General features: G+C 35.0%; 21 protein-coding genes, 1 tRNA gene and 1 pseudogene. 15 read left to right on the top strand and 8 right to left on the bottom strand.

Going from position 1 to position 21,940, the window contains the following annotated elements:
* The first annotated feature begins 14 nt into the window (after window positions 1-14).
* Window positions 15-197: a CPXCG motif-containing cysteine-rich protein gene (locus BLW28_RS12090; RefSeq protein WP_073220081.1), complete on the top strand. Its 183-nt coding sequence runs from the start codon at window positions 15-17 to the stop codon at window positions 195-197.
* A 25-nt stretch (window positions 198-222) separates the two neighbouring features.
* On the opposite strand, the gene BLW28_RS12085 is transcribed toward BLW28_RS12090, so the two are convergent.
* The gene (locus BLW28_RS12085; RefSeq protein ID WP_073220084.1) at window positions 223-1,773 is read right to left on the bottom strand and encodes an AsmA family protein; all 1,551 of its coding nucleotides are present in this window, start codon (window positions 1,771-1,773) and stop codon (window positions 223-225) included.
* Between the two features lie 174 nt (window positions 1,774-1,947).
* Here BLW28_RS12085 and BLW28_RS12080 point away from each other — a divergent pair.
* Window positions 1,948-2,020, top strand: a tRNA-Met gene (locus tag BLW28_RS12080).
* Between the two features lie 190 nt (window positions 2,021-2,210).
* On the opposite strand, the gene BLW28_RS12075 is transcribed toward BLW28_RS12080, so the two are convergent.
* Window positions 2,211-4,055: a PLP-dependent aminotransferase family protein gene (locus tag BLW28_RS12075; RefSeq protein WP_073220087.1), complete on the bottom strand. Its 1,845-nt coding sequence runs from the start codon at window positions 4,053-4,055 to the stop codon at window positions 2,211-2,213.
* Between the two features lie 166 nt (window positions 4,056-4,221).
* On the opposite strand from BLW28_RS12075, the gene BLW28_RS12070 reads away from it, so the two are divergent.
* The 6 genes from BLW28_RS12070 (at window position 4,222) to BLW28_RS12045 (ending at window position 10,125) form a co-directional block, all read left to right on the top strand.
* Entirely contained in the window at window positions 4,222-5,232 is a 1,011-nt protein-coding gene (locus tag BLW28_RS12070) for a DUF481 domain-containing protein (protein ID WP_073220090.1), read from the top strand.
* Between the two features lie 197 nt (window positions 5,233-5,429).
* Window positions 5,430-6,359 carry a mechanosensitive ion channel family protein gene (locus BLW28_RS12065; RefSeq protein ID WP_073220093.1) on the top strand — a complete coding sequence of 310 codons (930 nt, stop codon included), beginning with the start codon at window positions 5,430-5,432 and terminating at the stop codon, window positions 6,357-6,359.
* A 119-nt stretch (window positions 6,360-6,478) separates the two neighbouring features.
* Window positions 6,479-7,033: a nitroreductase family protein gene (locus BLW28_RS12060; protein WP_073220095.1), complete on the top strand. Its 555-nt coding sequence runs from the start codon at window positions 6,479-6,481 to the stop codon at window positions 7,031-7,033.
* A 165-nt stretch (window positions 7,034-7,198) separates the two neighbouring features.
* Window positions 7,199-7,567: a BlaI/MecI/CopY family transcriptional regulator gene (locus BLW28_RS12055; RefSeq protein WP_073220227.1), complete on the top strand. Its 369-nt coding sequence runs from the start codon at window positions 7,199-7,201 to the stop codon at window positions 7,565-7,567.
* Entirely contained in the window at window positions 7,564-8,919 is a 1,356-nt protein-coding gene (locus tag BLW28_RS12050; protein ID WP_073220100.1) for a M56 family metallopeptidase, read from the top strand. The genes BLW28_RS12055 and BLW28_RS12050 overlap by 4 nt, the downstream gene beginning before the upstream one ends.
* A gap of 66 nt (window positions 8,920-8,985) precedes the next feature.
* Window positions 8,986-10,125 carry a tetratricopeptide repeat protein gene (locus BLW28_RS12045; RefSeq protein WP_073220103.1) on the top strand — a complete coding sequence of 380 codons (1,140 nt, stop codon included), beginning with the start codon at window positions 8,986-8,988 and terminating at the stop codon, window positions 10,123-10,125.
* An 83-nt stretch (window positions 10,126-10,208) separates the two neighbouring features.
* On the opposite strand, the pseudogene BLW28_RS16005 reads toward BLW28_RS12045, so the two are convergent.
* The 4 genes and pseudogenes from BLW28_RS16005 to hemW form a co-directional block, all read right to left on the bottom strand.
* Window positions 10,209-10,370, bottom strand: a pseudogene (locus BLW28_RS16005) (cyclase family protein); the annotation flags it as partial.
* Between the two features lie 10 nt (window positions 10,371-10,380).
* Window positions 10,381-10,731: a DUF4260 domain-containing protein gene (locus tag BLW28_RS12040; protein ID WP_073220105.1), complete on the bottom strand. Its 351-nt coding sequence runs from the start codon at window positions 10,729-10,731 to the stop codon at window positions 10,381-10,383.
* Between the two features lie 82 nt (window positions 10,732-10,813).
* Complete coding sequence (locus BLW28_RS12035; RefSeq protein ID WP_073220108.1) at window positions 10,814-11,560, bottom strand: cyclase family protein; 747 nt, start codon at window positions 11,558-11,560, stop codon at window positions 10,814-10,816.
* Window positions 11,561-11,653: 93 nt separating this feature from the next.
* The gene (gene hemW / locus BLW28_RS12030) at window positions 11,654-12,835 is read right to left on the bottom strand and encodes a radical SAM family heme chaperone HemW (protein WP_073220113.1); all 1,182 of its coding nucleotides are present in this window, start codon (window positions 12,833-12,835) and stop codon (window positions 11,654-11,656) included.
* Window positions 12,836-13,004: 169 nt separating this feature from the next.
* On the opposite strand from hemW, the gene BLW28_RS12025 reads away from it, so the two are divergent.
* A complete protein-coding gene (locus BLW28_RS12025) occupies window positions 13,005-14,069 on the top strand; it encodes a transporter substrate-binding domain-containing protein (protein ID WP_073220116.1) in 1,065 nt (354 codons plus the stop codon).
* A gap of 98 nt (window positions 14,070-14,167) precedes the next feature.
* Here BLW28_RS12025 and ruvC read toward each other — a convergent pair whose 3' ends face one another.
* A complete protein-coding gene (gene ruvC / locus BLW28_RS12020; RefSeq protein WP_073220118.1) occupies window positions 14,168-14,725 on the bottom strand; it encodes a crossover junction endodeoxyribonuclease RuvC in 558 nt (185 codons plus the stop codon).
* 103 nt (window positions 14,726-14,828) lie between these two features.
* On the opposite strand from ruvC, the gene BLW28_RS12015 reads away from it, so the two are divergent.
* From BLW28_RS12015 to BLW28_RS12005, 3 genes are all read left to right on the top strand, one after another.
* Window positions 14,829-15,779, top strand: coding sequence for a lysylphosphatidylglycerol synthase domain-containing protein (locus tag BLW28_RS12015; RefSeq protein WP_073220121.1), 951 nt, complete (start codon window positions 14,829-14,831; stop codon window positions 15,777-15,779).
* Window positions 15,779-16,915 (top strand): glycosyltransferase family 2 protein, encoded by a 1,137-nt coding sequence (locus tag BLW28_RS12010; protein ID WP_073220124.1) that lies wholly within the window; start codon window positions 15,779-15,781, stop codon window positions 16,913-16,915. Before BLW28_RS12015 ends, BLW28_RS12010 begins: the two co-directional genes overlap by 1 nt.
* A gap of 71 nt (window positions 16,916-16,986) precedes the next feature.
* On the top strand, window positions 16,987-17,862 hold the full coding sequence (locus BLW28_RS12005) for a hypothetical protein (RefSeq protein WP_073220126.1): 876 nt from the start codon (window positions 16,987-16,989) through the stop codon (window positions 17,860-17,862).
* Window positions 17,863-17,929: 67 nt separating this feature from the next.
* Here BLW28_RS12005 and BLW28_RS12000 read toward each other — a convergent pair whose 3' ends face one another.
* Window positions 17,930-18,409, bottom strand: a complete 480-nt coding sequence (locus BLW28_RS12000) for a hypothetical protein (RefSeq protein ID WP_073220129.1) — start codon at window positions 18,407-18,409, stop codon at window positions 17,930-17,932.
* Window positions 18,410-18,657: 248 nt separating this feature from the next.
* On the opposite strand from BLW28_RS12000, the gene BLW28_RS11995 reads away from it, so the two are divergent.
* The 3 genes from BLW28_RS11995 to BLW28_RS11985 all read left to right on the top strand — a co-directional run bounded on the left by BLW28_RS11995 (window position 18,658) and on the right by BLW28_RS11985 (window position 21,928).
* Window positions 18,658-19,017, top strand: a complete 360-nt coding sequence (locus tag BLW28_RS11995; protein WP_073220132.1) for an MmcQ/YjbR family DNA-binding protein — start codon at window positions 18,658-18,660, stop codon at window positions 19,015-19,017.
* Between the two features lie 133 nt (window positions 19,018-19,150).
* Window positions 19,151-20,923, top strand: a complete 1,773-nt coding sequence (locus tag BLW28_RS11990) for a MutS-related protein (protein WP_073220135.1) — start codon at window positions 19,151-19,153, stop codon at window positions 20,921-20,923.
* A gap of 9 nt (window positions 20,924-20,932) precedes the next feature.
* Window positions 20,933-21,928, top strand: a complete 996-nt coding sequence (locus BLW28_RS11985) for a metal-dependent hydrolase (RefSeq protein WP_073220138.1) — start codon at window positions 20,933-20,935, stop codon at window positions 21,926-21,928.
* Window positions 21,929-21,940 lie beyond the last annotated feature (12 nt).

Here is a 21,940-nt window from a genome sequence, read left to right as displayed (position 1 = left end):
CCATTTCAGTTATTATGAAAGAGCATTTTTTTCAATGTCCGTTCTGTTGGGAGTCAGTTTCAGTACTACTGGACTCATCAATACCCAATCAAAAGTATATTGAAGATTGTGAGGTGTGCTGTAACCCGTTAGAGATTGAAGTCGCCTTTATTAATGGTGAGCTAACTGATTTTAATGTCCGCAGTATCGGGCAGTAAACTTCAATAATGAGCGTTTTATTCATTAAATTGTTACACACTTTTGTAGCGCGTTCTTCACACTAATCCAAATAAAGTTGAATATCGATTTAGTTTTATCTCTAGTAGCTTCAGCCGATCCTTCTTTAAATTGGCTATCTTTTTTATCGCTGTTTTTTGAAACAAAAACATTCACAATTGTAGAGAGAAACTTATCTTTCTTTTCACCATTACTTTTAAGCACACTTATTTTAAAATTCGAATAGTTTATTTTCATATTGGTTTTCGATGTGCTGTGGTTTCCATCAATAGTGAAAAAAGCCTTATCTACTTTACCTTCTAGTTTTACCTTTAAATTAGGTTCTGTAAAACTGTTCATTTTTTCTGCTTCCAAAACCCCTAATCTCCCTGCAAATAAAAAGCTATCACTAGGATCTTGAACGTCAAAAGTCCATTTTGTAGTGTAGGGCGTGTTACCCATAAATAGTGCGTTTATGTTTAATTCTGTTTTTATAGGGCTTTTATAAGTGTTGCTAACATTTAAGAAAGTAGCATTTAAATCTTTAAAGTTTATGCTCCCGCCGTTATTGTCTTTATTTACTTTTTCTTCATATTCAAGATAACCATTGTTTACTTTTATTGAATCAACTGTAAGCTGAAAGGGTAACTCTCGAAGTGATTTGCTGTAAAGTGGCTTTTCTGATAAATCGTCTGGAGCCAGTTTATCACGAAAAATGTGAAGAGTAGGGCTATTCAGAACAATCTCTCCACTTTTTGTAAAGAGTTTATCGTTAGTATATCCGAAATCAAAATAATTTACAGAAAGCGATTTAAGCGCAAGATTATAATGGTCGCGTTCAACTTTAATAATCTCCGTGAGTTTAGCTTTAGAATATTTAGTCTTAAATTCTAGTGTATTGAATATAGCATTATTGTTTTTTAATGAAAAGTTGGCTATAGTCAAGTTTTCGAAATCACTCGCTTTAACAAAAACTGTGTCACCTATGGCTTCTATATTTTCATATTTGAAAGGGATTTTTTGTTTTAAAGTATTGTTATTCACAGTAATCTCTCCCGCTTTTATAAATAATTTTTTTGTAGAGAGTTTAATTGAATCTTTTCCAGCTTCATAAATTGAAATTTTAGCTTTATCTATTTTCAATAAATCCAAATAAATTGGTTTGTCTAATTCAAGAGACTTTTGTGAAATACTGTCTTTGTCCGATTTTTTCCTGTCTTTGTAAAACTTTATTTCTGGGTCTTCAATAAATATTTCATCAAGTTTTATTTCATTATTTATCAAATAGCTCCAATAGCTTATTCCGGAAATCTTGAGTTTTTCCGCATTTATAAAAGTATGCTTTATGCTGTCTTTCTGGTTTCGAATTGTAAGCGACGGACTTCCTAGAGATACAGATCCATTTAATACATTTACTGAAAGTGATTCGTAAAGTGCATCTAAGTTTTCTGGTAACGCTGTTTTCACATAGTTTTTAAGCTTGTTTTCAATGATCAAGTTTGTGGTAAAAATGATGATAATAGCTACAAATCCAGCAGATAAGAGTGCGTATGATAGTGTTCTAAGAGGCTTTTTCATTATTTAAAGATAAGAAAGATTGCATTTCAAAATTTATATCTTTTAAAACTTTTAAAAATTATGTGGTCAAGACTTGTTATAATGGAAATCCTTTGTATCTTTGCAGTCCAATATTTCTATCGGCATTATGAACCGAAAGTTAAAAGCTAAGAATGAAATATTGAAAATCTATATCGCGGGATAGAGCAGTAGGTAGCTCGTCGGGCTCATAACCCGAAGGTCACAGGTTCGAGTCCTGTTCCCGCTACTAGGAAGAATCCTTCAAGAAATTGAGGGATTTTTTTATTTTAAAAAATTAATTTGAATAGCCCGTTGGGGGATCAAGTCCAAAAGTTGTAGGATTTCAGGATTATGCAAAAATTGTTGTTAATAGTTAGAGGTAACAAAGCCACAATTTTTTAAGTTGTGGCTTTACTAATTTTTACATTGGGTTATGCTTAAATGTTGTCAACAAATCTCTTAAAAACCTTTTTATGAAGTTCAAGATCCAAATCGGGTGAAACGGATACGCGAACAATATAATCTTTGTCCCCTTCTTTTGTTGTTCCTTGAGTAGATGTGGCTGGTATTGTCCAGTAACAGCCTTTCAACTGCCCGTAGCTCACACAAAACTTACTTTCATTAGGAATTTCAGTAATCATTAAGTTGATTAACTTCAGGTTCAACGCTCTCTTATGTGCCTCTCTTTCTTCATCCGTATTTCCTTTTGTAGGGAGGTCTAATGAAAATACAGATGGTGTAAAGCCTTGTTGTGCTAACTCTTCTGAAACAAAATTTATTTTTGCTTGTGGTAAAGTTTCCTGTATGAAGTTTACAAATTCACGTGTGTTTTTATAAGCATCCTTAATCCTTTGATTCATGGAAGGCAATTGCTTTGCTAATATTTCATATTGAAGTGATGTGGCCTCATTGTCACAAAGACTTAAATGAAGCTCAATCTTCTCCATTAAGGAGTCCGTCTTTTGATTTCCTACAACGTAGCCGGCTGTACAAAGCCCTCCACTTGGAAACTTCGATCCACTTGCATATGAAATGGCTCTCATAGTTGAAAGAATTTCGCCTTCACCTAAAAAATGAAAATTAGGACAAAATGTTTGATCTAAAATGAAAACAGGATCTATCGCAATTTCTCCATTTAAGGTTTTACGTTCTTTGATTAATGCGTTTTTTAAGTCTTCAAGATTTGGAACTTCAACTCTTGGGTTTGTCGGAATTTCAGCAATTATGTAAGGAATTGCGTCTTGTTTCGCTATCTCGTCTAAAATGATTCCAATGCTTCTAACCATATCGTTATCCCTATCTACAGGTAAATCAACTACTTCAACATTGCCAAGACAAGCAGCTACACGTCTCGCTTGGTCGTTTGTGCCTCCATAGCAATTTGGTGGAACAATAAACTTGATAGCTTTCCCTTTGTGGTTTTCTTCGGCGTCGTGAACGAGTCCCATCATTATCGCATACTGAATCGATAATCCACTGGATGCAACAAGTGGCTTAGCTATTGTTCCCGTAATCTGCTTAAGCGAATCTAATACAAGCGTTTTGTTTGCTTCAATACTACCTGATACTATATTTATTGATGATTTTTCAACAAGCGATTTTAAGGCTGCGTAACTATTAATTGGCGTCATTGCAATAGTTTCTCTTCTTCTCACGTGCTGAATGTCTGAAATATAATGCGCGTTTTGGTCGCCATTTACTATTAAAATACTTCCAAGCTGTGAATGAAGATTGATGTAAAAATCAATTATTGGGTTTAGCGAAATATTTCCAATTTTATCTTCTTCCGAAACAAATACAATACTTCCGTCAAATTCTGAAATGTTTGCTTGGCTTTCGACCTTTTTCAATTCAAAATTATAACCATAAACATTCCTTATCAATTCAGTATCGAAATATTCAGGTAAGCTTTTGGTGTAGATTATCTGAGTTTTCTTATTGGCTAATAAATTCTTTCTTAGAACCGATAAAATAGGAACCGTTTTCGACGAAAAACTGATTACGCTTTCTGGGTTAAGGTGGTGAAGCTTGGCAATTGCCCATTCCAAAACACACGACAACGGGTGGCCGAGTCGGATGTAATCGTAGGCCGTGGGTAATTTATTTAACGCTTCTGTTTCTGAGTTTGCAGTAATAAATAACTTTTCAAATTCTTGTAAAAATTGAGTTTTAGCCAACGCTTCATTATAAATATCAAGTCGGTGTGTTGTTGTACTTAACCAACCTTCTGGCATATTTTTTAAAACATCATTTATATAATTCATCATTTTATCGCCTTCCATAATTTTAAAATTTTTAGATACGCCGCAATTTACGTTAATTAGGATTACTTGAAAAATTCGAAGGGTTAAATACCCATTTCAAAGAAACAATTGGTTAACGAAGGAGATTTGAGGATTTATGTGTTTTTTTGCTGAAGAATTAAAATGTCTATAAAACTGCTTTAAAATGAATTTAAAACTTATATTTCTCTGTCTTTTATTGCTATTTTCAAGTGCTCTTTTTTCTCAGAACGATACTTTAGTTTTAGCAAACGGCGATAGGATTATTGGGGAAATTAAAAAAATGGATCGTGGCGTAATAACCATCAAAACACCTTATAGTAGTAGTGATTTAAAGGTGAAATGGAAAAAGGTTAAATCCATAAAGAGTGATGAAAGTTTTTTGATTACAACTACAAATGGCGAAAGAACCAAAACCAAAGGCTTAAGTGCAAACAGCGATTCGAGTAGCCTTTCGTTCAATAATAACACCCCTGTTTATTTAAGTGAGATTGTGTTTATAAAACCAGTTAAAGACGAATTTGTTTCTCGTTTAAATGCTTCAGTATCTTTTGGGTATAACTTTACGAAAGCAAGTAATTTGAGTCAACTGAATTTAGGAGGATCATTAGGGTATACTTCAGATTATTACAGCATTGGCACCACATTTAATTCCGTTAGAAGCAATCAAGATGATGTTGAAGAAATTCAGCGAACGTACGGGGAATTATCATTTAACTACTTCTTGAAAGGCGATAATTTTTTAACCGTCCAATCTGAATATCTTTCTAATAGTGAACAAAAGTTAAAACTTAGAATGACGAATAAGCTTGGTTTTGGAAGATATTTTATTCATAGTAACCAAATGTTTTTAGCGGGAGCTTTGGGTATTGCTTGGAATAGTGAAGCGTATGAAGATACAGTCGATGAAAACCGAAATAGTGGAGAAGCGTATTTGGCACTAGAGATTAATTTATTCGACTTTAACGATTTTAGCCTAGTGTCTGGCGTTACCACATATCCGAGCTTGACCGAAAAAAACAGGATTCGAACCGACTTTAAAATTGATTTAAAATATGATTTGCCGCTGGATCTTTTTGTGAAATTAGGCTTTAATTATAATTACGATAATAAGCCAGTTGAAGGCGCCTCGTATGATGATTACGTTATAAGGACAACGCTAGGTTGGGAACTTTAGGCTGAAAAGTTATCTCTTACTTAGCATTTTTCAATTTTTAAAGCAATACTTCAGGTTGCAATTAATTTGTTTGCAGAATAATTTTTCAGATAAACACATAGAAAAATAGATTGTAACAAGGTATATTCTTAAATTGTATGAAGCTGTTATTTCAAACAGAAGTATTAATTTGCAACTTAACGTAGAATCGAATGTTTATGAAAGATCAAAAAACAGGTTATTGGATTACTATTTATGGAATAGTTGCCGCATTGTTGGTCGCCATATATTATTTGGTGAATCTAGACGTTTTTAACTCTTGGCTCGGGTATAAGTACACTCCTTTACTTCAGAAATTAAGTCTTAGTTTGTTTATTATAACAATGATTTTTCTGTCAAGCAAAATCGTTGCAAGAATAATTATCGCTCAAACGCATAACGAGGGAGATCGTTATAATTTATTGCGCATTACCCGATTTCTTGCCATTGTTTTTAGCCTTATCGTAGTTGCTTCTTTTCTGTTTCAGAATCTACTTGCTGCGGCCGCCACATTCGGTTTACTGTCTTTAGTTTTAGGTTTTGCGCTACAAGCGCCTATAACTTCATTTATTGCGTGGGTTTATTTGGTTTTTCGTCGTTCATATCTAGTTGGCGATCGTATTCAAATTAAAGGATTTCGGGGTGATGTGGTTGAAATAAGCTATTTAGATACTTCGATACTGGAATGTAGTGGAGATTATTTAGTCAACGACCGAAGAAGCGGTAGAGTGGTTCGATTTCCTAATAGTTTAATTTTAAGAGAAGAAATTATTAATTATTCAGGACCTGAAACTCCATTTATTTGGAATGAAACTGCCATTCAAGTTGCCTTTACAAGTGACCTGCAATTTGTAGAAGAATGTTTGTTAGAAGTTGCTACAAAGGATTTTTTAGATCGTTATCCAAATCTTTCAAAACTGAAACAAGAGAAGTGGAAACCAGCAGTATATTTTAGAAATAATTCTTACGCGTGGATGGAAGCAGTTATTTCATATCCTGTTCAACCTACAGATACCACAGGACGACGTAACCGTATTTTAAAAGGCGTTTTACCATTATTAAATGCAGCTCCAAATAAGGTGCAATTCCCAGAAGGGGCCATTCGGTAATTTATTTTATACGTATTCTAAGACCGCTAACAGAGAATGATTTTCTGAAATGGGACGAACAATAGATTGCTTTTAAAGCAGACTAAGTTTTAGTATCTTCACGCGTCAAAAAATACACTATGATTAAAGACATTATCCAAGACCGTCGTTCGGTATTCCCAGCGCAATATAATGATGAAGCCATCACAAAAGAAGAGGTGTTAAGCATCTTAGAATCTGCGAATTGGGCGCCTACCCATAAACGCACAGAGCCATGGCGATTTAAGGTTTTTTACGGCGAATCTCAAGTGAAGTTGGCTGAATTTATGGCAGAAACCTACAAAGAAACCACAGAAAAATTTTCTGAATTTACGTATGAAAAATTTAAAAATAATCCCGTAAAAGCGGGTTGTGTAATTGCTATATGTTATCAGCGAGACCCAAAGGAAAGTATTCCAGAATGGGAGGAAATTGCCGCAACGGCTATGGCTGTTCAAAATATGTGGCTCACTGCTTCCGAAATGAAAATCGGATCCTATTGGGCTTCACCTGGCGTTATCAAGCATTTCCACCATCTTGTTGAAATGGAAGCGGGCGAAAGCTGTATCGGCCTGTTCTATCTAGGGAAATATGATGATGCTCTACCAGAAGGACACCGAAAATCTGGAATAGCAGAAAAAACAGTTTGGATCTAAACTAATTTAAATCACAACATACTATCCAGGTTCCAAAGATTTCGGAAAATCTTTGGAACCTTTTTTTGTCAAATAAATTTTAACAACTAAAAAACTAGTTTAAACTAAAAACTTAGTTACATTTGTTGTCTAGCATTTAACATCTAACATCTCATGTCAAAAAAAATCAAACAACTCACTAAGGCCGAAGAAGACATAATGCAAATTCTGTGGGATTTGGGAGAAGCCAATGTCGCTTCCATAATTGAAAAATTGTCAGAGCCCAAACCTGCCTATAACACAGTTTCTACTATTGTTCGAATTTTGGAAAACAAGGATTTTGTCGATTATAGAAAAGAAGGGAGAGGACATGTTTATTTTCCGAAGGTGAAAAAATCGGAGTACAGCAATCAGTCTTTGAACAAGTTGATGGACGGTTATTTCCAAGGTTCTTTTAAAAGTATGGTTTCGTTTTTTATGAAGAAAAACGATGTCAGTATTCAGGAAATGGAAGCTATTATGAAAGAAATTAATTCTGAAAATCCTGAAAAATGATACATACTATTCTACAAATACTCGTTTTTCAACTGCTGTTCCTCGCAGTTTATGATCTCTTTTTAAAGAAGGAAACTTTTTTCAATTTGAATAGAGTGTATCTATTACTCACCCCAATCTTGAGTATCGTTTTACCCTATGTAAGTTTGGATTTTCTTCAGCAGAATATTCCACAGGAATACGTTATTCAATTACCAGCCGTAATTCTTGGAAACACTGCTTTGGAAGCCGGGAGTGACGCAACATTTTGGTTATCGACATTAAATAGTCTTTGGATTATAGGAATTTTAGCCACCTCATTTATTTTCAGCCTTAAACTTTTGAAAATATTTAAACTGAGAGTTTCAGGAACAAGGGAGAATATAAAAGGAACTTCGTTGATACTTCTTCCCGAAACCGATCTTGTTTTTTCACTTTTCAACACAATATATTTAGGCAAGGACATTTCCCAAGAAAACAAAGCCAGCATCATTGCGCACGAAAAAGTTCACATTCAGCAAAAACACTCTCTGGATTTGCTGTATTTTGAACTACTTCGCATTGTATTTTGGTTTAATCCATTGGTTTATATGTTCCAAAATAGAATCGCCACGCTTCACGAGTACATAGCCGATTCTGAAATAACACGTGATAAAGACAAAAAACAATACTATCAAAACCTTCTTTCCGAAGTGTTTCAAACCGAGCAAATTTCATTTGTCAATACATTTTTTAAGCAGTCACTAATCAAAAAACGAATCATTATGTTACAAAAATCTAAATCACAAAAAGGAGCACAGGTAAAGTATTTACTACTGTTGCCGATAATCTTTAGCATGTTGTTTTACACAGCTTGTAGTGACAATCCAAAAGTTGATACCGATCAACAATCGGAAGCGGAAATATTGAACAAAATCAAAGAGCAGGAGGAAGCCAAAATTGAAGAATATAGAATAAATCAAGAGAAAGAAAATATTACTGTACAAATTGATACCATAATGGGAGGAGATCCAGTTACAGACGTTCCTTATTCCGTTATCGACCAAGTGCCAACTTACCCAGGTTGTTCTGGCGATAATGAAACTATGAGAAAATGTATGTCTTCCAAAATAGCAGAATCAATAAATTCGAATTTCAATACGAGTATTGCCAATGATTTGAATCTTTCAGGAAGACAGCGGATTGCTGTTCAATTTAAAATTGATAAAACTGGAAATGTTACTGATGTTCGAGCTCGAGCAAAACATCCAGAATTAGAGACGGAAGCTATGCGCGTAGTAAATTTACTGCCACAAATGAAGCCGGGTGAGCAAAAAGGTGAAAAAGTTGGCGTTTTGTACTCTTTGCCGATTGTTTTTAATATTGTGGAATAAATTTACAACTTTCATAAACCTAACAGGTCTCGAAGACCTGTTAGGTTTAATCAAACTACTTAGCCAATGAAATACGCTCTAATTGTTTCACTTGTGTTATTTTCTTTTACAGCCGAAGCCCAATCCGTTTCGGCTTTGACTGTTACTAAAAAAGGAGACAGTCTGTTTGAAATAGGGGAGTACAACAAAGCAATTCCATACTACCTGGAAGCAAACCGTTTTCGGGAAGCTGCGAAAAGTTATGAAGCTTTAGGACGCAACACCGAAGCACAGCGATATTTTGAGAGAGCGCTTTCAGAAAGCAGCGCCAATCCTAAAACCCAATTTGAATACGTCAAATTATTGGTTAGGGTTTCACATTATAAACAAGCCGATAGTATTCTTCAAAACCTACAATTCCGTTTTCCAAACAATCCTAATTTTGTATATGAAAGAGGCCTCGTGAAAGAGTTTCAAAAGGATTCGACAGCAATTGATTTATTTCTACAAGTTTATTCGATGGATGAAGGAAATATCAATGCAAGCTATAAAATTGCAAGAAATTATATCGAAAATCGAAAGTTTGATGCGGCCGCTCCTTATATTGAAAATGGATTGACTTTGGATAAAAATAGTTCGAGATTTCTAACCTTACGTGCGTTGAAAGAGTTTTATTCTCAAGAATTTCACGAGGCAATCGGCACTTTTAACTTATTGATTTCGAAAGGGGAAAGCTATATTTCATTACACGAAAATCTTGCCGATGCTTACACCAAAACTATGCAGTTTGAAAAAGCTTTGGAGCAATACCAAATTCTACTTCAGAAATATGACAACCAGAACCCAAAATGGCATCACGAAGTTGCATTTCTTTACAAAGCAATGAAAGAATATGAAAAGGCGAAGCAACATTTCAATATTGCTATAGGGTTATTAGAAACTCCTTTATCTAATGAATATATGGAATTGGCGACCGTTTATAAGCGAGAAGGAGATTACAAAAATGAGATGGCCGCGCTTCGAAAATCATTGGTAAATAATCCAAATAATGAAAGGGCGTTATATTATTTGGCCGTTGCAGCCGACAATTATTTTAAAGACAAAAACACGGTTTTGGATTATTATGAGAATTATCTAAAACAATTTGGTGAAACAGGTATCATGCGAAACCTCGTAAAGCAAAGAGTGAGTGACTTGAAAAAGGAACTTCATTATAAAACAGATTGATTCCCATAGATCCCAAAGGTTTTAAAAACCTTTGGGGTCTAAAGCACTTTATGCAAAACCGGTTTACTTGGCGAAGCATCATTCTAAAATGACGCCATTTGAAGATTTAGCAAATAACCTCCATCGGCAATCGAATTGGGTACATAAATCATTTCGGTAATAGTGCAATTGTGACGAGGATTCTCGGGATAATTCCAAAAGGCTCGATGCGCTAAAAGTTTGCCCTCATCAACTTCTTTGTCAACTAATAAAACGCTATTCTCCAATCCTCCCTAAATGCGTATTCTTAAAGTCATCGGAATATTTTAAACCATACCCAAAAATCCTATCCAAAGCGGAATGTGAAAACAGAATCACTCCTATCAAGGTAAATATATCACCCAAATAGAACATTCCGATAAGAATAAATGCAATGCCGATAGTTTTACTGTGAAAAAGATTGTAGACAAATGCTCCTGTTTTAGTATTGAAAACATATCCCAGCATTCCAATATCGGGAAGAAAGATAAGCGCCGGGAACCACCACCAAGCATAGTCTAGTTGGGCGAAAAGGACAATTCCCAAAATGAACTGGGCTAATTCCTCAAGTTTTAAAATGCTTTTCATTGATTTAATAAATTTGAGCCGTAATGATTTTTAATACGTTCTTATCTTTCTATACCTAAAAGGTTTTTAAATCCTTTGGAGTCTAACAAACTTTATACAAAACCGGTTTACTCGGAGATGCATCATTTTCAAATGACGCCATTTGAAGGTTTAGCAAATAACTTCCATCGGCAATCGAATTGGGTACATAAATCATTTCGGTAATAGTGCAATTATGCCGAGGATTCTCAGGATAATTCCAAAAAGCCTTGTGTGCCAAAAGTTTGCCTTCATCCATTTCCTTATCAACAGATGGCAGGTCGATTAAGAGGTGCTTCACTCCAATTTCCCTTAAAAAAAGAGCTGCCTTTTCATCAAGATAGGGCCAATTAGTATTAGACCAACGTTTTGATTTTTTGGAAGTATCGTTCGGCAACGTTTTAACTACGATGGCTTCGGGCGTAGTTCCATTTAAAGCTATTGAGATGCTTTCTTTGGAAATAATTTCGTCTTCACCTATTTTTTTAGGTTGAACAGTAATTACTTCAGCTAAAAAGAAAAAGGTTTTTAGAGCGTTATTCACCGAATGAAATTCTTTCGAAATATGGCCAAAACATTCGGTATGCGTGCCGTGCGCATGCGGATTGAAAAACACATTATTGAAATTTACAGAACCTCCCTCAGAAACTTTCCCTATCCAATCGCCCATAGTAACCGGTTTTACAACGGGTTTCTCTTGATACCAAGCCAACGGATTTTGTTCAGATGCTTGTAGCGGAATCGAAATGTCTAAAGGTTTGGAAAAATCGACTTCTATGGTTTTTCCGTTGTATTGAATGCTGGCTTTCACAAGTGTAAAATTTTTAATTTAAAGATACAATTTTTGAGCTTTAGCCCCCTAAGAGGCCCCAAAGGTTTTTAAACCTTCGGGGTCTCGATACTACTAAACCTTGAACAAATCACTCGCAATTCCATCGCCCAAAAACTTCGCTTCTTTTGAGATTTTTAAGCTTTCTTCTTCGAGAATTAAAAGTTCGTTTTTTAACGGGTTTGCAGCTTGTTTCATTAAATATTCTAGAAATTCTTTTCCGAATTCTGTTTCTATTTTATTAAGAGAAACCCCTTTTTTCGTTCGAAGGCCGGTCATAATATATTCGTTGTACTTATCTTCATTCGATAGGATTTCACTTTCTAAAGGCAATTCGCCAGCGGCAATGCTTTTTATATATTTTGTATTGTTCGCCACATTCCAACTTCTACTTTTCCCATTATAACCGTGGGCGGAAGGACCGATGCCCAAGTAGGGCTTTCCTTCCCAATAAGCTGTATTGTTTCTGGATTCAAAACCCGATTTCCCGAAATTGGAGAATTCATAATTATCATATCCAGCTTTTTCGGTAACCTCCAAGAGGATTTCATAATGCTGTTTGGCTGCTTCTTCATCAACTGGTGGAACAATTCCTTTGTCAATAAACTTCTTTAATGCTGTTTTTGGTTCAACGGTCAGCGCATAACAGGATAAATGCGGCACGTCCAATTCCAAAGCAAGTTTGAGGTTTTTTTTCCATCGTTCCTTGGTCATTCCCGGAATTCCGTATATTAAATCGATGCTGATGTTTTGAAAGTGCTTTTTAGCTTCTTTAATACAATTTAAAGCTTCGGAAGCATTATGAGCACGGTTCATCAATTTTAAATCTTCTTCGAAAAAGGATTGGATGCCGATGCTTAATCTGTTGATTCCAGCTTTTTTTAGTATTGCTAACTTTGTTGGTTTGAGGTCTTCGACTGCGCTCAGACCGACATCGATAAGATCATCTGGATTGGCTTCGAGGGTGATTTCAGCGTTTTCGGAGATGGTATAATTAGTTTGAATAGCGGTGATAATCTGTTGTAATTCTTCCGAAGTCAACAAGCTAGGCGTACCACCTCCAAAATAGATTGTTTTCACCTTGCCAGTCAATTCATTTTTTCGAAGGCGTAATTCTTCGCAAATAGCGTTTACTAAATCGGCTTTTTTCTTTATTGAAGTAGAAAAATGAAAATCGCAATAATGGCAGGCTTGTTTGCAAAAAGGAATGTGGATATAGATTCCAAATGAGTTCGATCTATTTTTAGATGTATGCATGTTATTTTAAATTGAAAGTATCATTGAACGGCTTCTAGAGTCACTATTATCCATCCTAAATCCATCAACGAATTCCTTTTGTAAGTTCAAAAATACCTATAAATTTACCGATGTAGCTTATCTTTCTGATAATAATGGAGACTAAAGTTTTAGCTAAATTTTGCTTTATATGAAAAAATATTTCTGGTTCTTTTTCTTTACAATATTGATTAATTCAATGGTATTTGGACAAGATGTTCGTGTGAAGCTTAAAGTGGGTTATGCGGGTTCTGAACCCTTTGTATTTCACGATGAAAAAGAAGAAGGAATTGTAATAGACATTTGGAAGGAAATTGCTTTCGGTCTTAATAAAAACTATGAATTAATAGAGTTTACATCTGTTGAAAGCGGAATAAAAGCCATAGATAAACACGAGTTGGATATTCTTATTGGGCCCATAACAATCAATTCTTCCAGAGCGGCATTGGTTAACTTTTCGCAACCCTATTACAATACAGAGCTGGCAATTTTGGCACCCGTTTTAGAAACTTCATTTTGGAGCGTTATAAAACCTTTTTTATCTACAACATTTCTGTATGCTGTTATGGGTTTGTTAATAATATTATCAATTGTTGGCTTTCTGTTTTGGATCATTGAAGGTCGAAAATACCCAGAAGATTATGGCGAAGGATTTATCAAAGGTATTGGTTCGGGAGTGTGGTTGGCGGTTGTAACAATGACTACGGTAGGGTATGGTGATTATGCGCCCCGTACGCCCATGGGTAGGTTTGTAATAGGATCCTGGATGGTGATTTCGCTTATTTTAGCGACCTCTTTTGTTGCAGGAATAGCTACTACTTTTTCACAAACTTCAAGTGAAGATAAAACAATAACGAGCCTTAATCATTTACAAAACAAAAAAGTGGCAGTTCCAAATTATAAGAAAATTATTGATAAAATCCGAAATTCTGAAGGTATCCCAGTGCCTGTAAACGATGTGTCTGAAGCATACGAAAAGTTAATGGACAAAAAAGTGGATGCAGTTATTTATGATGAAATTCCGTTGCAATATATTTTTGAAACTGATAAAAAAGATGACTATGTATTGAGTAAAAAACGAATTGAACCTCAATATTATGGTTTTCTTTTTCCTTTAGAAAGTGATTTGAAGAGGCAAGTAGATCTGCAAATAATTAGATTACAAGAGAACCAAGAAATAAGAGATATTGTGGAGGATTGGATTAATCGAAATTAAGATATTCACCGCAAAGGCACGAAGGGCACAGAGGGATTTAAAAATATAACTGCTTTGGCCCATTTAATACTACTACTGCCAACTGAAACTGCACACTGTTACTTTTTTTTAACCCTATCCTCATTTTGTTTAACAAAGGCGGCCCAACCTGAATAGCTTTTACCAGTTTCAATTTTCCCTGAATTGTAAAAGTGACAAACTGCAGCAGCTAGCCCATCGGTACTATCTAAGTTTTTAGGAAGTTCCTTTAAACTCAATAAGCTTTGCAGCATTTTAGCAACCTGTTCCTTACTAGCGTTTCCGTTACCGGTAATTGCCATTTTTATCTTTTTTGGAGAGTATTCGGTAATAGGGATTTCACGTGAAAGTCCCGCTGCCATTGCCACGCCTTGTGCTCGACCGAGTTTTAGCATGGATTGAACATTTTTACCAAAGAAGGGTGCCTCAATGGCTATTTCATCAGGATTGTGAGTGTCTATTAGTTCAATGGTACGCTCAAAAATGAGTTTTAATTTTAAATAATGATCATCGTATTTTTTAAGCTGAAGTTCATTTAACTGAATAAATTGCATCTGCTTTTTTACAATTTTGATAATTCCAAAACCCATTATGGTTGTCCCAGGGTCAATTCCTAAAATAATTCTTTCTGATTTCATTGATTTGAAAATTTTACCCCAGCCAAAAAAGAGAAGTTCTTTCTTTCCTTGAATTTGCTCCCTTTAAGGTTGGGGCAAACAATTTCGTTCGTATTTTAGCCCAATGGCTGCACCTCACAAAACTAAACAATATCTGCTTGCCCCCGCCAAAGTTTTGGTGCTCGTAGTTACTTTCGGATATGTTTTTTATAGGTTGCAAAATAATCCAGATTTAAACTTTTTAGAATTTCTCAACGGAATCAGGGCTAAAGGAATTTCTGCGAGCTATTTCTTGTTCGTTTTTCTTTTTTTGGCAGCTCTTAATTGGGCTTTGGAAACCCTAAAGTGGAAAACCCTAGCTTCTACCGTACATAAAATAGCTTTTAAAACTGCTTTAAAACAGAGTTTGGCTTCATTGACCGTTTCTTTGGCCACACCTAATAGAATAGGCGAATATGGCGCAAAAGCATTGTTTTTTCAGAAATCAGATCGAAAAAAAATATTGTTGCTCAATTTTTTCTCAAACACTGCGCAATTGGCCGCAACTGTATTGTTTGGGATCGTTGGAATGTCATACTTTCTTTTCAATTATAAAGTGTCTTATTCCTTTGGAGCTGTATGCTTCGTTGTAATCGGGGGAATATTTAGTGTTGTTTTTGTTTATTATTTCAGGGATAAAGAATTGTTTTTGAAAGGATTTTCAATCGCGAACATCTTTAAGTTTTTTCAGAATTTGCCTAATGCTTTAAAAATAAGTGTCGTGGTAATGTCTGTAAGTCGGTATCTTATTTTTAGCTTTATGTTTTTCTGGCTGCTGTTGTTTTTTGGTGCTGAAACTTCATTTATAACCGCAATGGCACTGATTTTTTCGATGTATTTTTTAATTTCCATAGTGCCTACAATTTTTATTTTTGATGTTGTAGTTCGTGGAGGAGTTGCGGTTTGGTTGTTTTCGTATATAGGTGTTTCAGATTTAATTGTGTTATCAACCGTTCTGGCAATGTGGATTTTCAACTTCGTAGTACCTTCAATTTTGGGAGCTTTTTACGTGCTTACTTATAAACCAAACAGCTAATGATTACTTTATTTTTGATACTTTTTGGGCTGTACTTTATCTGTATGATGATTTTGGTTTATGGCTTCAATAAAGTTCCGATGTTTCATTCAGAAGAAAATCTGTCAAAAACTCGTTTCAGTATAGTAATTCCGTTTAGAAATGAATCGAAAAACCTTCCTTCGCTTTTAAAAAGCATTTTCAATTTAAAGTATCCTTCAACATTATTCGAAGTGATTTTTGTCAATGACGCTTCTGAGGACAATTCGGTCGAAATTATTATGAAAGCTAAGGCTACAAGCGAACTTAATATTCGGTTAATTCAGAATAAACTGATTTCAAAATCACCTAAAAAAGATGCTATTACCGAAGCAATAAAAAATGCAAAATACCAATGGATAGTTACAACCGATGCAGATTGCGAACTTTCTGAAAACTGGTTATCTAGTCTTGATGCATATTTTCAAAAGCTGAAAGCTCAGCAAGAAAGCTTGCCAGTGATGGTTTGTGGCCCGGTTTTGTATAAAACAGATAATAGCTTTTTGGAAAACTTTCAATTTTTGGATGGTTTGAGTTTACAAGCAGTAACTATTGGTAGTTTTGGTTTACAACGGCCCATTCTTTGCAACGGCGCCAATTTGGCTTATCAGAAGAACGCTTTTGAAAAAGTAAATGGGTTTAAGGGGAATGATCATATAAGTAGCGGTGATGATATTTTTTTGATGGAAAAAATGCAAAAAGCTTTCAAGGGTAAAATTGCTTTTTTAAAATCGCGACAACGGATTGTTTTAACAAAACCTCAAGCTTCGTGGAAGGATGCTATATCGCAAAGAATTCGTTGGGCTTCAAAAACTTCTAAGCAGAAAAACCCACTTTCCATATTTCTGGGTGTATTGGTTTTTTTAATGAATGTTTTACTGTTAACAATTCCTGTTTTACTTTTTCTTTTACCTGAATATTGGGTGCAATTTGTTATTCTCTTTTACCTAAAAGCACTTACCGATTTTGCTGTAATTAAAAAGGCTGGGATGTTTTTTAATCGGCGTATTTCATTAATTAAGTTTCAATGGATGCCATTGGTTTATGCCGTAATTACGGTACGAATTGTATTAGGTAGTTTTAAGGGAAGTTATGTTTGGAAGGACAGGAATTATTAAAATTGTGTTAATAAAAAAATGTGCCGATTAAAATAATTATTTATCTTTAACCGTACATTAAAATCCCCAATATGAAATCTATTATCCCCACAATTATTTGCTTTATTTTTTTTGTATTTCCGTCGCTGAAAGCACAGGAACAGTATGTTGTTAATGGTGAGTCTCTTAGTTTAAATTCGGAGGTTAAAGGTGAATTAGAACTGCTTTACTACGGCAGTAAAAGAGACTACCGCTATTTTCTGAAAAAGGGCGATTATATAACCGAATTAAAAGATACAAAAAAGAATAAACGCTATCAGCACGAGTACATTGAAGTGCTTGAAGAGCACACGTCTGACGCTCCCGTTTCAACCGAAAAAGTTTACTTAATCCTTCCTAGCCTTCAACGTTTTTTTGTTGAATATAACGCGATAAAAGACACTAATTTTGTCGATCCAAAAGTCGACCCTAACTTAAAACTTCGACTTGGTGTTTATGGTGGAGTTACAAATAGTATTTATACCATTAACGTAGAAAACACAAAACAAGCTGTAGCCGGTCTAGATTTAGAATTGATAGATCCTGTAAAACTTAAAAGACACTCTTTTGTTTTAGGTTTTAGGCATACATTTGAAAGTGATGATACTAACTATTCTGCTTCGCAACTAAACTTAAATTATCGTTTTAAGTTTATAAAATCCTCAAGATTTGAAATGTATGTAAATGCAAAGTTTGCGTCGCTCACCTTTGTTAAAAACGAAATTGAATCAATTTCAGACGATGGAGCTTATATTGTAAATGATTCGGCAACAAATTTTGGTTCGCCTCTTTCATTTGGAGTAGGAGCAGATATTAGAGTTGGAAAAGGCTTTATAACGCTAGGATATCACGATTTCGTTGCTTTAAATTTGGATTCCAACAAAGAAACGCCTCTTGATTTTTCTTTAGGATATAAGTTTATGTTGTAATTGCCGATTTTCAGATTGAGTCGGTTAATGCACGAAACATCTTTCCTGTAATATCGTTTTGCCGGAATTAGTTGGTTTGAACTATTACAGGAAGGGTAAATTGAGTTCTAACTGGAATACCACGCTTGTAAGCAGGGGCAACGGGTTGCAGCGAGTCTATACTTTTCATAATTACCATTTCCAAATCGGGAAATTCTTTTTCGAGTAATGAATCAATTTCAATTTCCAGGATTGAAAGTCGACCAGAACTGCCAATCTCGAATCTCACTTTAATTGTATCATAAACTTCTCGAACAGCAATCATGTCTTTCTGACTAATATCTTGATAAAGGTGAGTGCTAATTGTGGTAATAAAACATTCCTTTTGCTCAGGTTTGTCTAATGCGCTATCACAACTTGGAAACGTGGGATATTGATCTATATCTTTCCAATTAATAGCTTCCATTTCATCCTCTAAAATAGTTTCGGAAGAAATTTTTTCGGTTTCAAAAAACTGACAAGAAGTTGCAGTTAAAAGAAAAATAGCCAAAAAGAAACGATATATCATTTCAGAATAAATTCAACTTGAAATGTACAAATTTACTGAAACATACACGATTATTTTTAAACCCACTTGTGCTTACCCTGAAAAAGATGTGTTTTAATTAAAAACAATATCGTTTCCCTATAACAATCTATTATCATACTAACCTCTTTTCTGGGCTTAATCGATAAAATTAATTGTAATTTAGGCCGTTATTTTACAAGCAAAAGAGCAGCTAGAATGGTTCTTTTAAGTTTCAAAAATTCAACGTTATGAATATTGAAGAATTCCGAAATTATTGTCTTGCCAAAAAAGGAGTTACCGAATCATTCCCCTTTGACGATAAAGTATTGGTTTTTAAAGTAATGGGGAAGGTATTTGCACTAACTGGAATAAATTCTCATCCTGCAACCGCAAACCTTAAATGCAATCCAGAAAGAGCTATAGAACTTCGTGAAGAATACGACGGACGTATATTGCCTGGATATCATATGAGTAAAAAACATTGGAATACTGTAGAAATAGAAGGAAATTTGCCACCCGATTTAATTTTGGAATTGATAGACCATTCGTATGATTTAGTAGTGAAAGGGCTTACCAAAAAACTTCAGGCAGCACTTGAAAAAATGTAAACTTTCAAGGTTTTGAAAACCTTGAAGGAAGAACTAATACTTCCCACAAGGAGTTCCTAGCTTTTTTAGCAGGGCTTCTTGAATTGGTAACCCTGCAAGGTCTCAAAGACCTTGTAGGTCTAAAAAATAATAAATGAACGAATCCTCAGATTTTTATAAACAGCAGATAGAAATTCACGCTGCAGAATTACAAACTTTAAAACGAAAACTCGCTATGTCCAGTACCCTGCGACTGTTAGTGTTTTTAATGGCGTGTTTCGGGATTTATTTCTTCTTCGGCAATGTAAAAATTATACTTCCTATTGTTCTTGTTGCAATAGCAGTGTTTATTTTTTTAGTTACAAAACATAGCCAATTGCAATATCAGCGCGATTTGAAAAAAGCAATGATAGCGCAAAACGAGGTAGAACTGGAAGTCCTCGCTCGGGCTTTTCACCATTTGCCTTCAGGTGAAAAGTATGCAGACCCGCGCCATTACTACAGTCAGGATATCGATCTTTTTGGGAAAGGCTCCTTTTTTCAATATATAAATAGAACAGCTTTAGACAGTGGTTCAGATTTTCTCGCAAATCTGTTTACCGAAAATTCCATTGATAATATTCCCAAAAAACAAGAAGCCATAAGCGAATTGTCCAAAATGTCGAAATGGCGCCAACAGTTTTCAGCAATCGCTTCATTGGTTAAAACAGAAGTTCCCACAACCGAAGTTACCGATTGGTTAAAAGACTATAAAACCTTTGTGCCAAAATGGATTACGTTTGTTGCGCCTGTATTTTCAATAATTTCGGTTGGATTGTTTGTTTTATACTACCTCGATTTAATTTCGGGTTATGCCATTGGGGGATGGTTCTTTTTGGGTATTGGAATATCAGGAATTTATCTTAAAAAAGTAAACGAACTTTCTTCGCACACCTCAAAAATTCAAAGCACATTCGAACAATTTCATAAGCTTATTCTAGAAATAGAAACACAAGATTTTTCGTCAGAATTACTTTCTAAGAAGAAGAAACAAATAGTGAATTCGTCTACGAAAGCTTCGTCTGTTTTAAAGAAATTTGCCAAGCATTTAGATTCGTTAGACCAGCGAAGCAACATGCTTATTGGTGTAGTTGCAAACGGATTTATGTTGCGCGATTTGCGGCAGAGCTACAATATTGAAAACTGGATTTTAGCTCATAAAGAAAGTGTGCCAATGTGGTTTGACGTTATTACGTTTTTTGACGCATATAATAGTTTGGGCAATTATGCATTTAATCATCCCACCTATGTTTTTCCAGAAATTAACGATAGAATCCCCGTGTTAAAAGTAAAAGGCGCAGGACATCCTTTACTGAACGAATCGACTATGGTTCGCAACGATATTTTGATTAATTCAGAAGAATTTTTCATTATCACCGGTGCAAATATGGCTGGAAAAAGCACGTTTTTAAGAACCGTTTCGCTTCAAATTGTAATGGGAAATATGGGCGTGCCCGTTTGTGCCAGAAAAGCCGAATACAACCCGATAAAGCTCATTACAAGTATGCGGACTACAGATAGTTTAACCGATGATGAATCGTATTTTTTTAGTGAGTTGAAACGTTTAAAATTCATCGTTGACGAAATAAAAACCGATCGCTATTTTATTATTCTGGACGAAATTTTAAAAGGAACAAATAGCACAGACAAAGCCATCGGTTCCCGAAAATTTGTTGAAAAACTTGTTGCCAGTAATTCTACAGGAATTATTGCCACCCACGATTTAAGTCTTTGTGTTGCTGCTGAAGAATTACGAGAAGTAAAAAACTATTTCTTTGATGCACGTATTGAAAACGACGAACTCTTTTTCGATTACACCTTCAAACCCGGAATCTGTCAAAATATGAATGCCTCTTTTCTATTGAAAAAAATGGAGATTGTAGATTAACTTTTTAGAATGGATTCAGTCACACAAATTGTTTTAGGCGCTGCTGTTGGAGAAGCGGTTTTAGGAAAAAAAATTGGCAATAAAGCCATGGTTTTGGGTGCGATTGCTGGCACCATCCCAGATTTGGACGTGCTTTCAAGTCATTTTACAGATACTGTTAACGCATTAGAAATTCACCGCGGATTTACACATTCTATCTTTTTCTCAGTAAGTTTTGGTTTATTATTCGCTTGGATGCTCTCGCTCTGGGATAAGCGAGCGAGCCTGAACGAATGGTTTTTGTTTTGGTTTCTGTGTTTCGTCACACATCCAATGTTAGACGCACATACAACGTGGGGAACACAGCTTTTTTGGCCTTTGGATATTCGGCTGGCGTTTAAAAATATTTTCGTAATCGACCCACTTTACACCTTGCCATTTCTCACATTTTTGATATTGGCAATGCTTCAGAAACGCGGCAGTATAAAAAGACGAAAATTCAATAATCTGGGGTTAATTGTAAGTAGTTGTTATATGGTGCTAACCATTGTTTTAAAGGGAATTACTTATTTTAAATTTAAAGACGCGCTACAAACCCAAAACATTGCGTATTCTAAAATACAAACAAAACCAAGTCCGTTTAACACAATATTATGGACAGCAAATATTGAAACTGAAGACGCTTTTTTAATAGGCGATTATTCATTTTTCGACACCAAACCCATACAGTTTTTCCCACATCCAAAAAATCACGAAGCCTTAGGAGATTTGGCAGATGAAGATAAAGTGCAACAACTTATCGGAATTACGCAAGGTTGGTATACCGTTTCAGAAAAGAACGACGGAATCTATCTAAATGACCTACGTTTTGGGATGATGAGCGTAGACCAAAGTGTTGGAAAATTTGCTTTCAGTTTTAGATTGGATAAAGTTGATGACCAGATAATTGTTACTGAAGAACCTAAAGACAGGAGTGAAGCAAAAAGGCTTTTGTCAGACCTATGGAAACGGATTAAAGGAAATTAGGCTTAGCATGCC

Source organism: Aequorivita viscosa (assembly GCF_900106795.1).
Classification (GTDB): Bacteria; Bacteroidota; Bacteroidia; order Flavobacteriales; family Flavobacteriaceae; genus Aequorivita; species Aequorivita viscosa.
This window is presented reverse-complemented; position numbering and strand designations above follow the sequence as displayed.

Bases quoted from the DNA above. Each gene is read 5' to 3' on its own strand.
- BLW28_RS12000 (WP_073220129.1), bottom strand. From the start codon at position 18,409: ATGATATATCGTTTCTTTTTGGCTATTTTTCTTTTAACTGCAACTTCT.
- BLW28_RS11995 (WP_073220132.1), top strand. From the start codon at position 18,658: ATGAATATTGAAGAATTCCGAAATTATTGTCTTGCCAAAAAAGGAGTT.
- BLW28_RS12065 (WP_073220093.1), top strand. From the start codon at position 5,430: ATGAAAGATCAAAAAACAGGTTATTGGATTACTATTTATGGAATAGTT.
- BLW28_RS12045 (WP_073220103.1), top strand. From the start codon at position 8,986: ATGAAATACGCTCTAATTGTTTCACTTGTGTTATTTTCTTTTACAGCC.
- BLW28_RS12010 (WP_073220124.1), top strand. From the start codon at position 15,779: ATGATTACTTTATTTTTGATACTTTTTGGGCTGTACTTTATCTGTATG.
- BLW28_RS12005 (WP_073220126.1), top strand. From the start codon at position 16,987: ATGAAATCTATTATCCCCACAATTATTTGCTTTATTTTTTTTGTATTT.
- BLW28_RS11985 (WP_073220138.1), top strand. From the start codon at position 20,933: ATGGATTCAGTCACACAAATTGTTTTAGGCGCTGCTGTTGGAGAAGCG.
- hemW (WP_073220113.1), bottom strand. From the start codon at position 12,835: ATGCATACATCTAAAAATAGATCGAACTCATTTGGAATCTATATCCAC.
- BLW28_RS12060 (WP_073220095.1), top strand. From the start codon at position 6,479: ATGATTAAAGACATTATCCAAGACCGTCGTTCGGTATTCCCAGCGCAA.
- BLW28_RS12025 (WP_073220116.1), top strand. From the start codon at position 13,005: ATGAAAAAATATTTCTGGTTCTTTTTCTTTACAATATTGATTAATTCA.
- BLW28_RS12085 (WP_073220084.1), bottom strand. From the start codon at position 1,773: ATGAAAAAGCCTCTTAGAACACTATCATACGCACTCTTATCTGCTGGA.
- BLW28_RS12050 (WP_073220100.1), top strand. From the start codon at position 7,564: ATGATACATACTATTCTACAAATACTCGTTTTTCAACTGCTGTTCCTC.
- BLW28_RS12015 (WP_073220121.1), top strand. From the start codon at position 14,829: ATGGCTGCACCTCACAAAACTAAACAATATCTGCTTGCCCCCGCCAAA.
- BLW28_RS12090 (WP_073220081.1), top strand. From the start codon at position 15: ATGAAAGAGCATTTTTTTCAATGTCCGTTCTGTTGGGAGTCAGTTTCA.
- BLW28_RS11990 (WP_073220135.1), top strand. From the start codon at position 19,151: ATGAACGAATCCTCAGATTTTTATAAACAGCAGATAGAAATTCACGCT.
- ruvC (WP_073220118.1), bottom strand. From the start codon at position 14,725: ATGAAATCAGAAAGAATTATTTTAGGAATTGACCCTGGGACAACCATA.
- BLW28_RS12075 (WP_073220087.1), bottom strand. From the start codon at position 4,055: ATGGAAGGCGATAAAATGATGAATTATATAAATGATGTTTTAAAAAAT.
- BLW28_RS12040 (WP_073220105.1), bottom strand. From the start codon at position 10,731: ATGAAAAGCATTTTAAAACTTGAGGAATTAGCCCAGTTCATTTTGGGA.
- BLW28_RS12070 (WP_073220090.1), top strand. From the start codon at position 4,222: ATGAATTTAAAACTTATATTTCTCTGTCTTTTATTGCTATTTTCAAGT.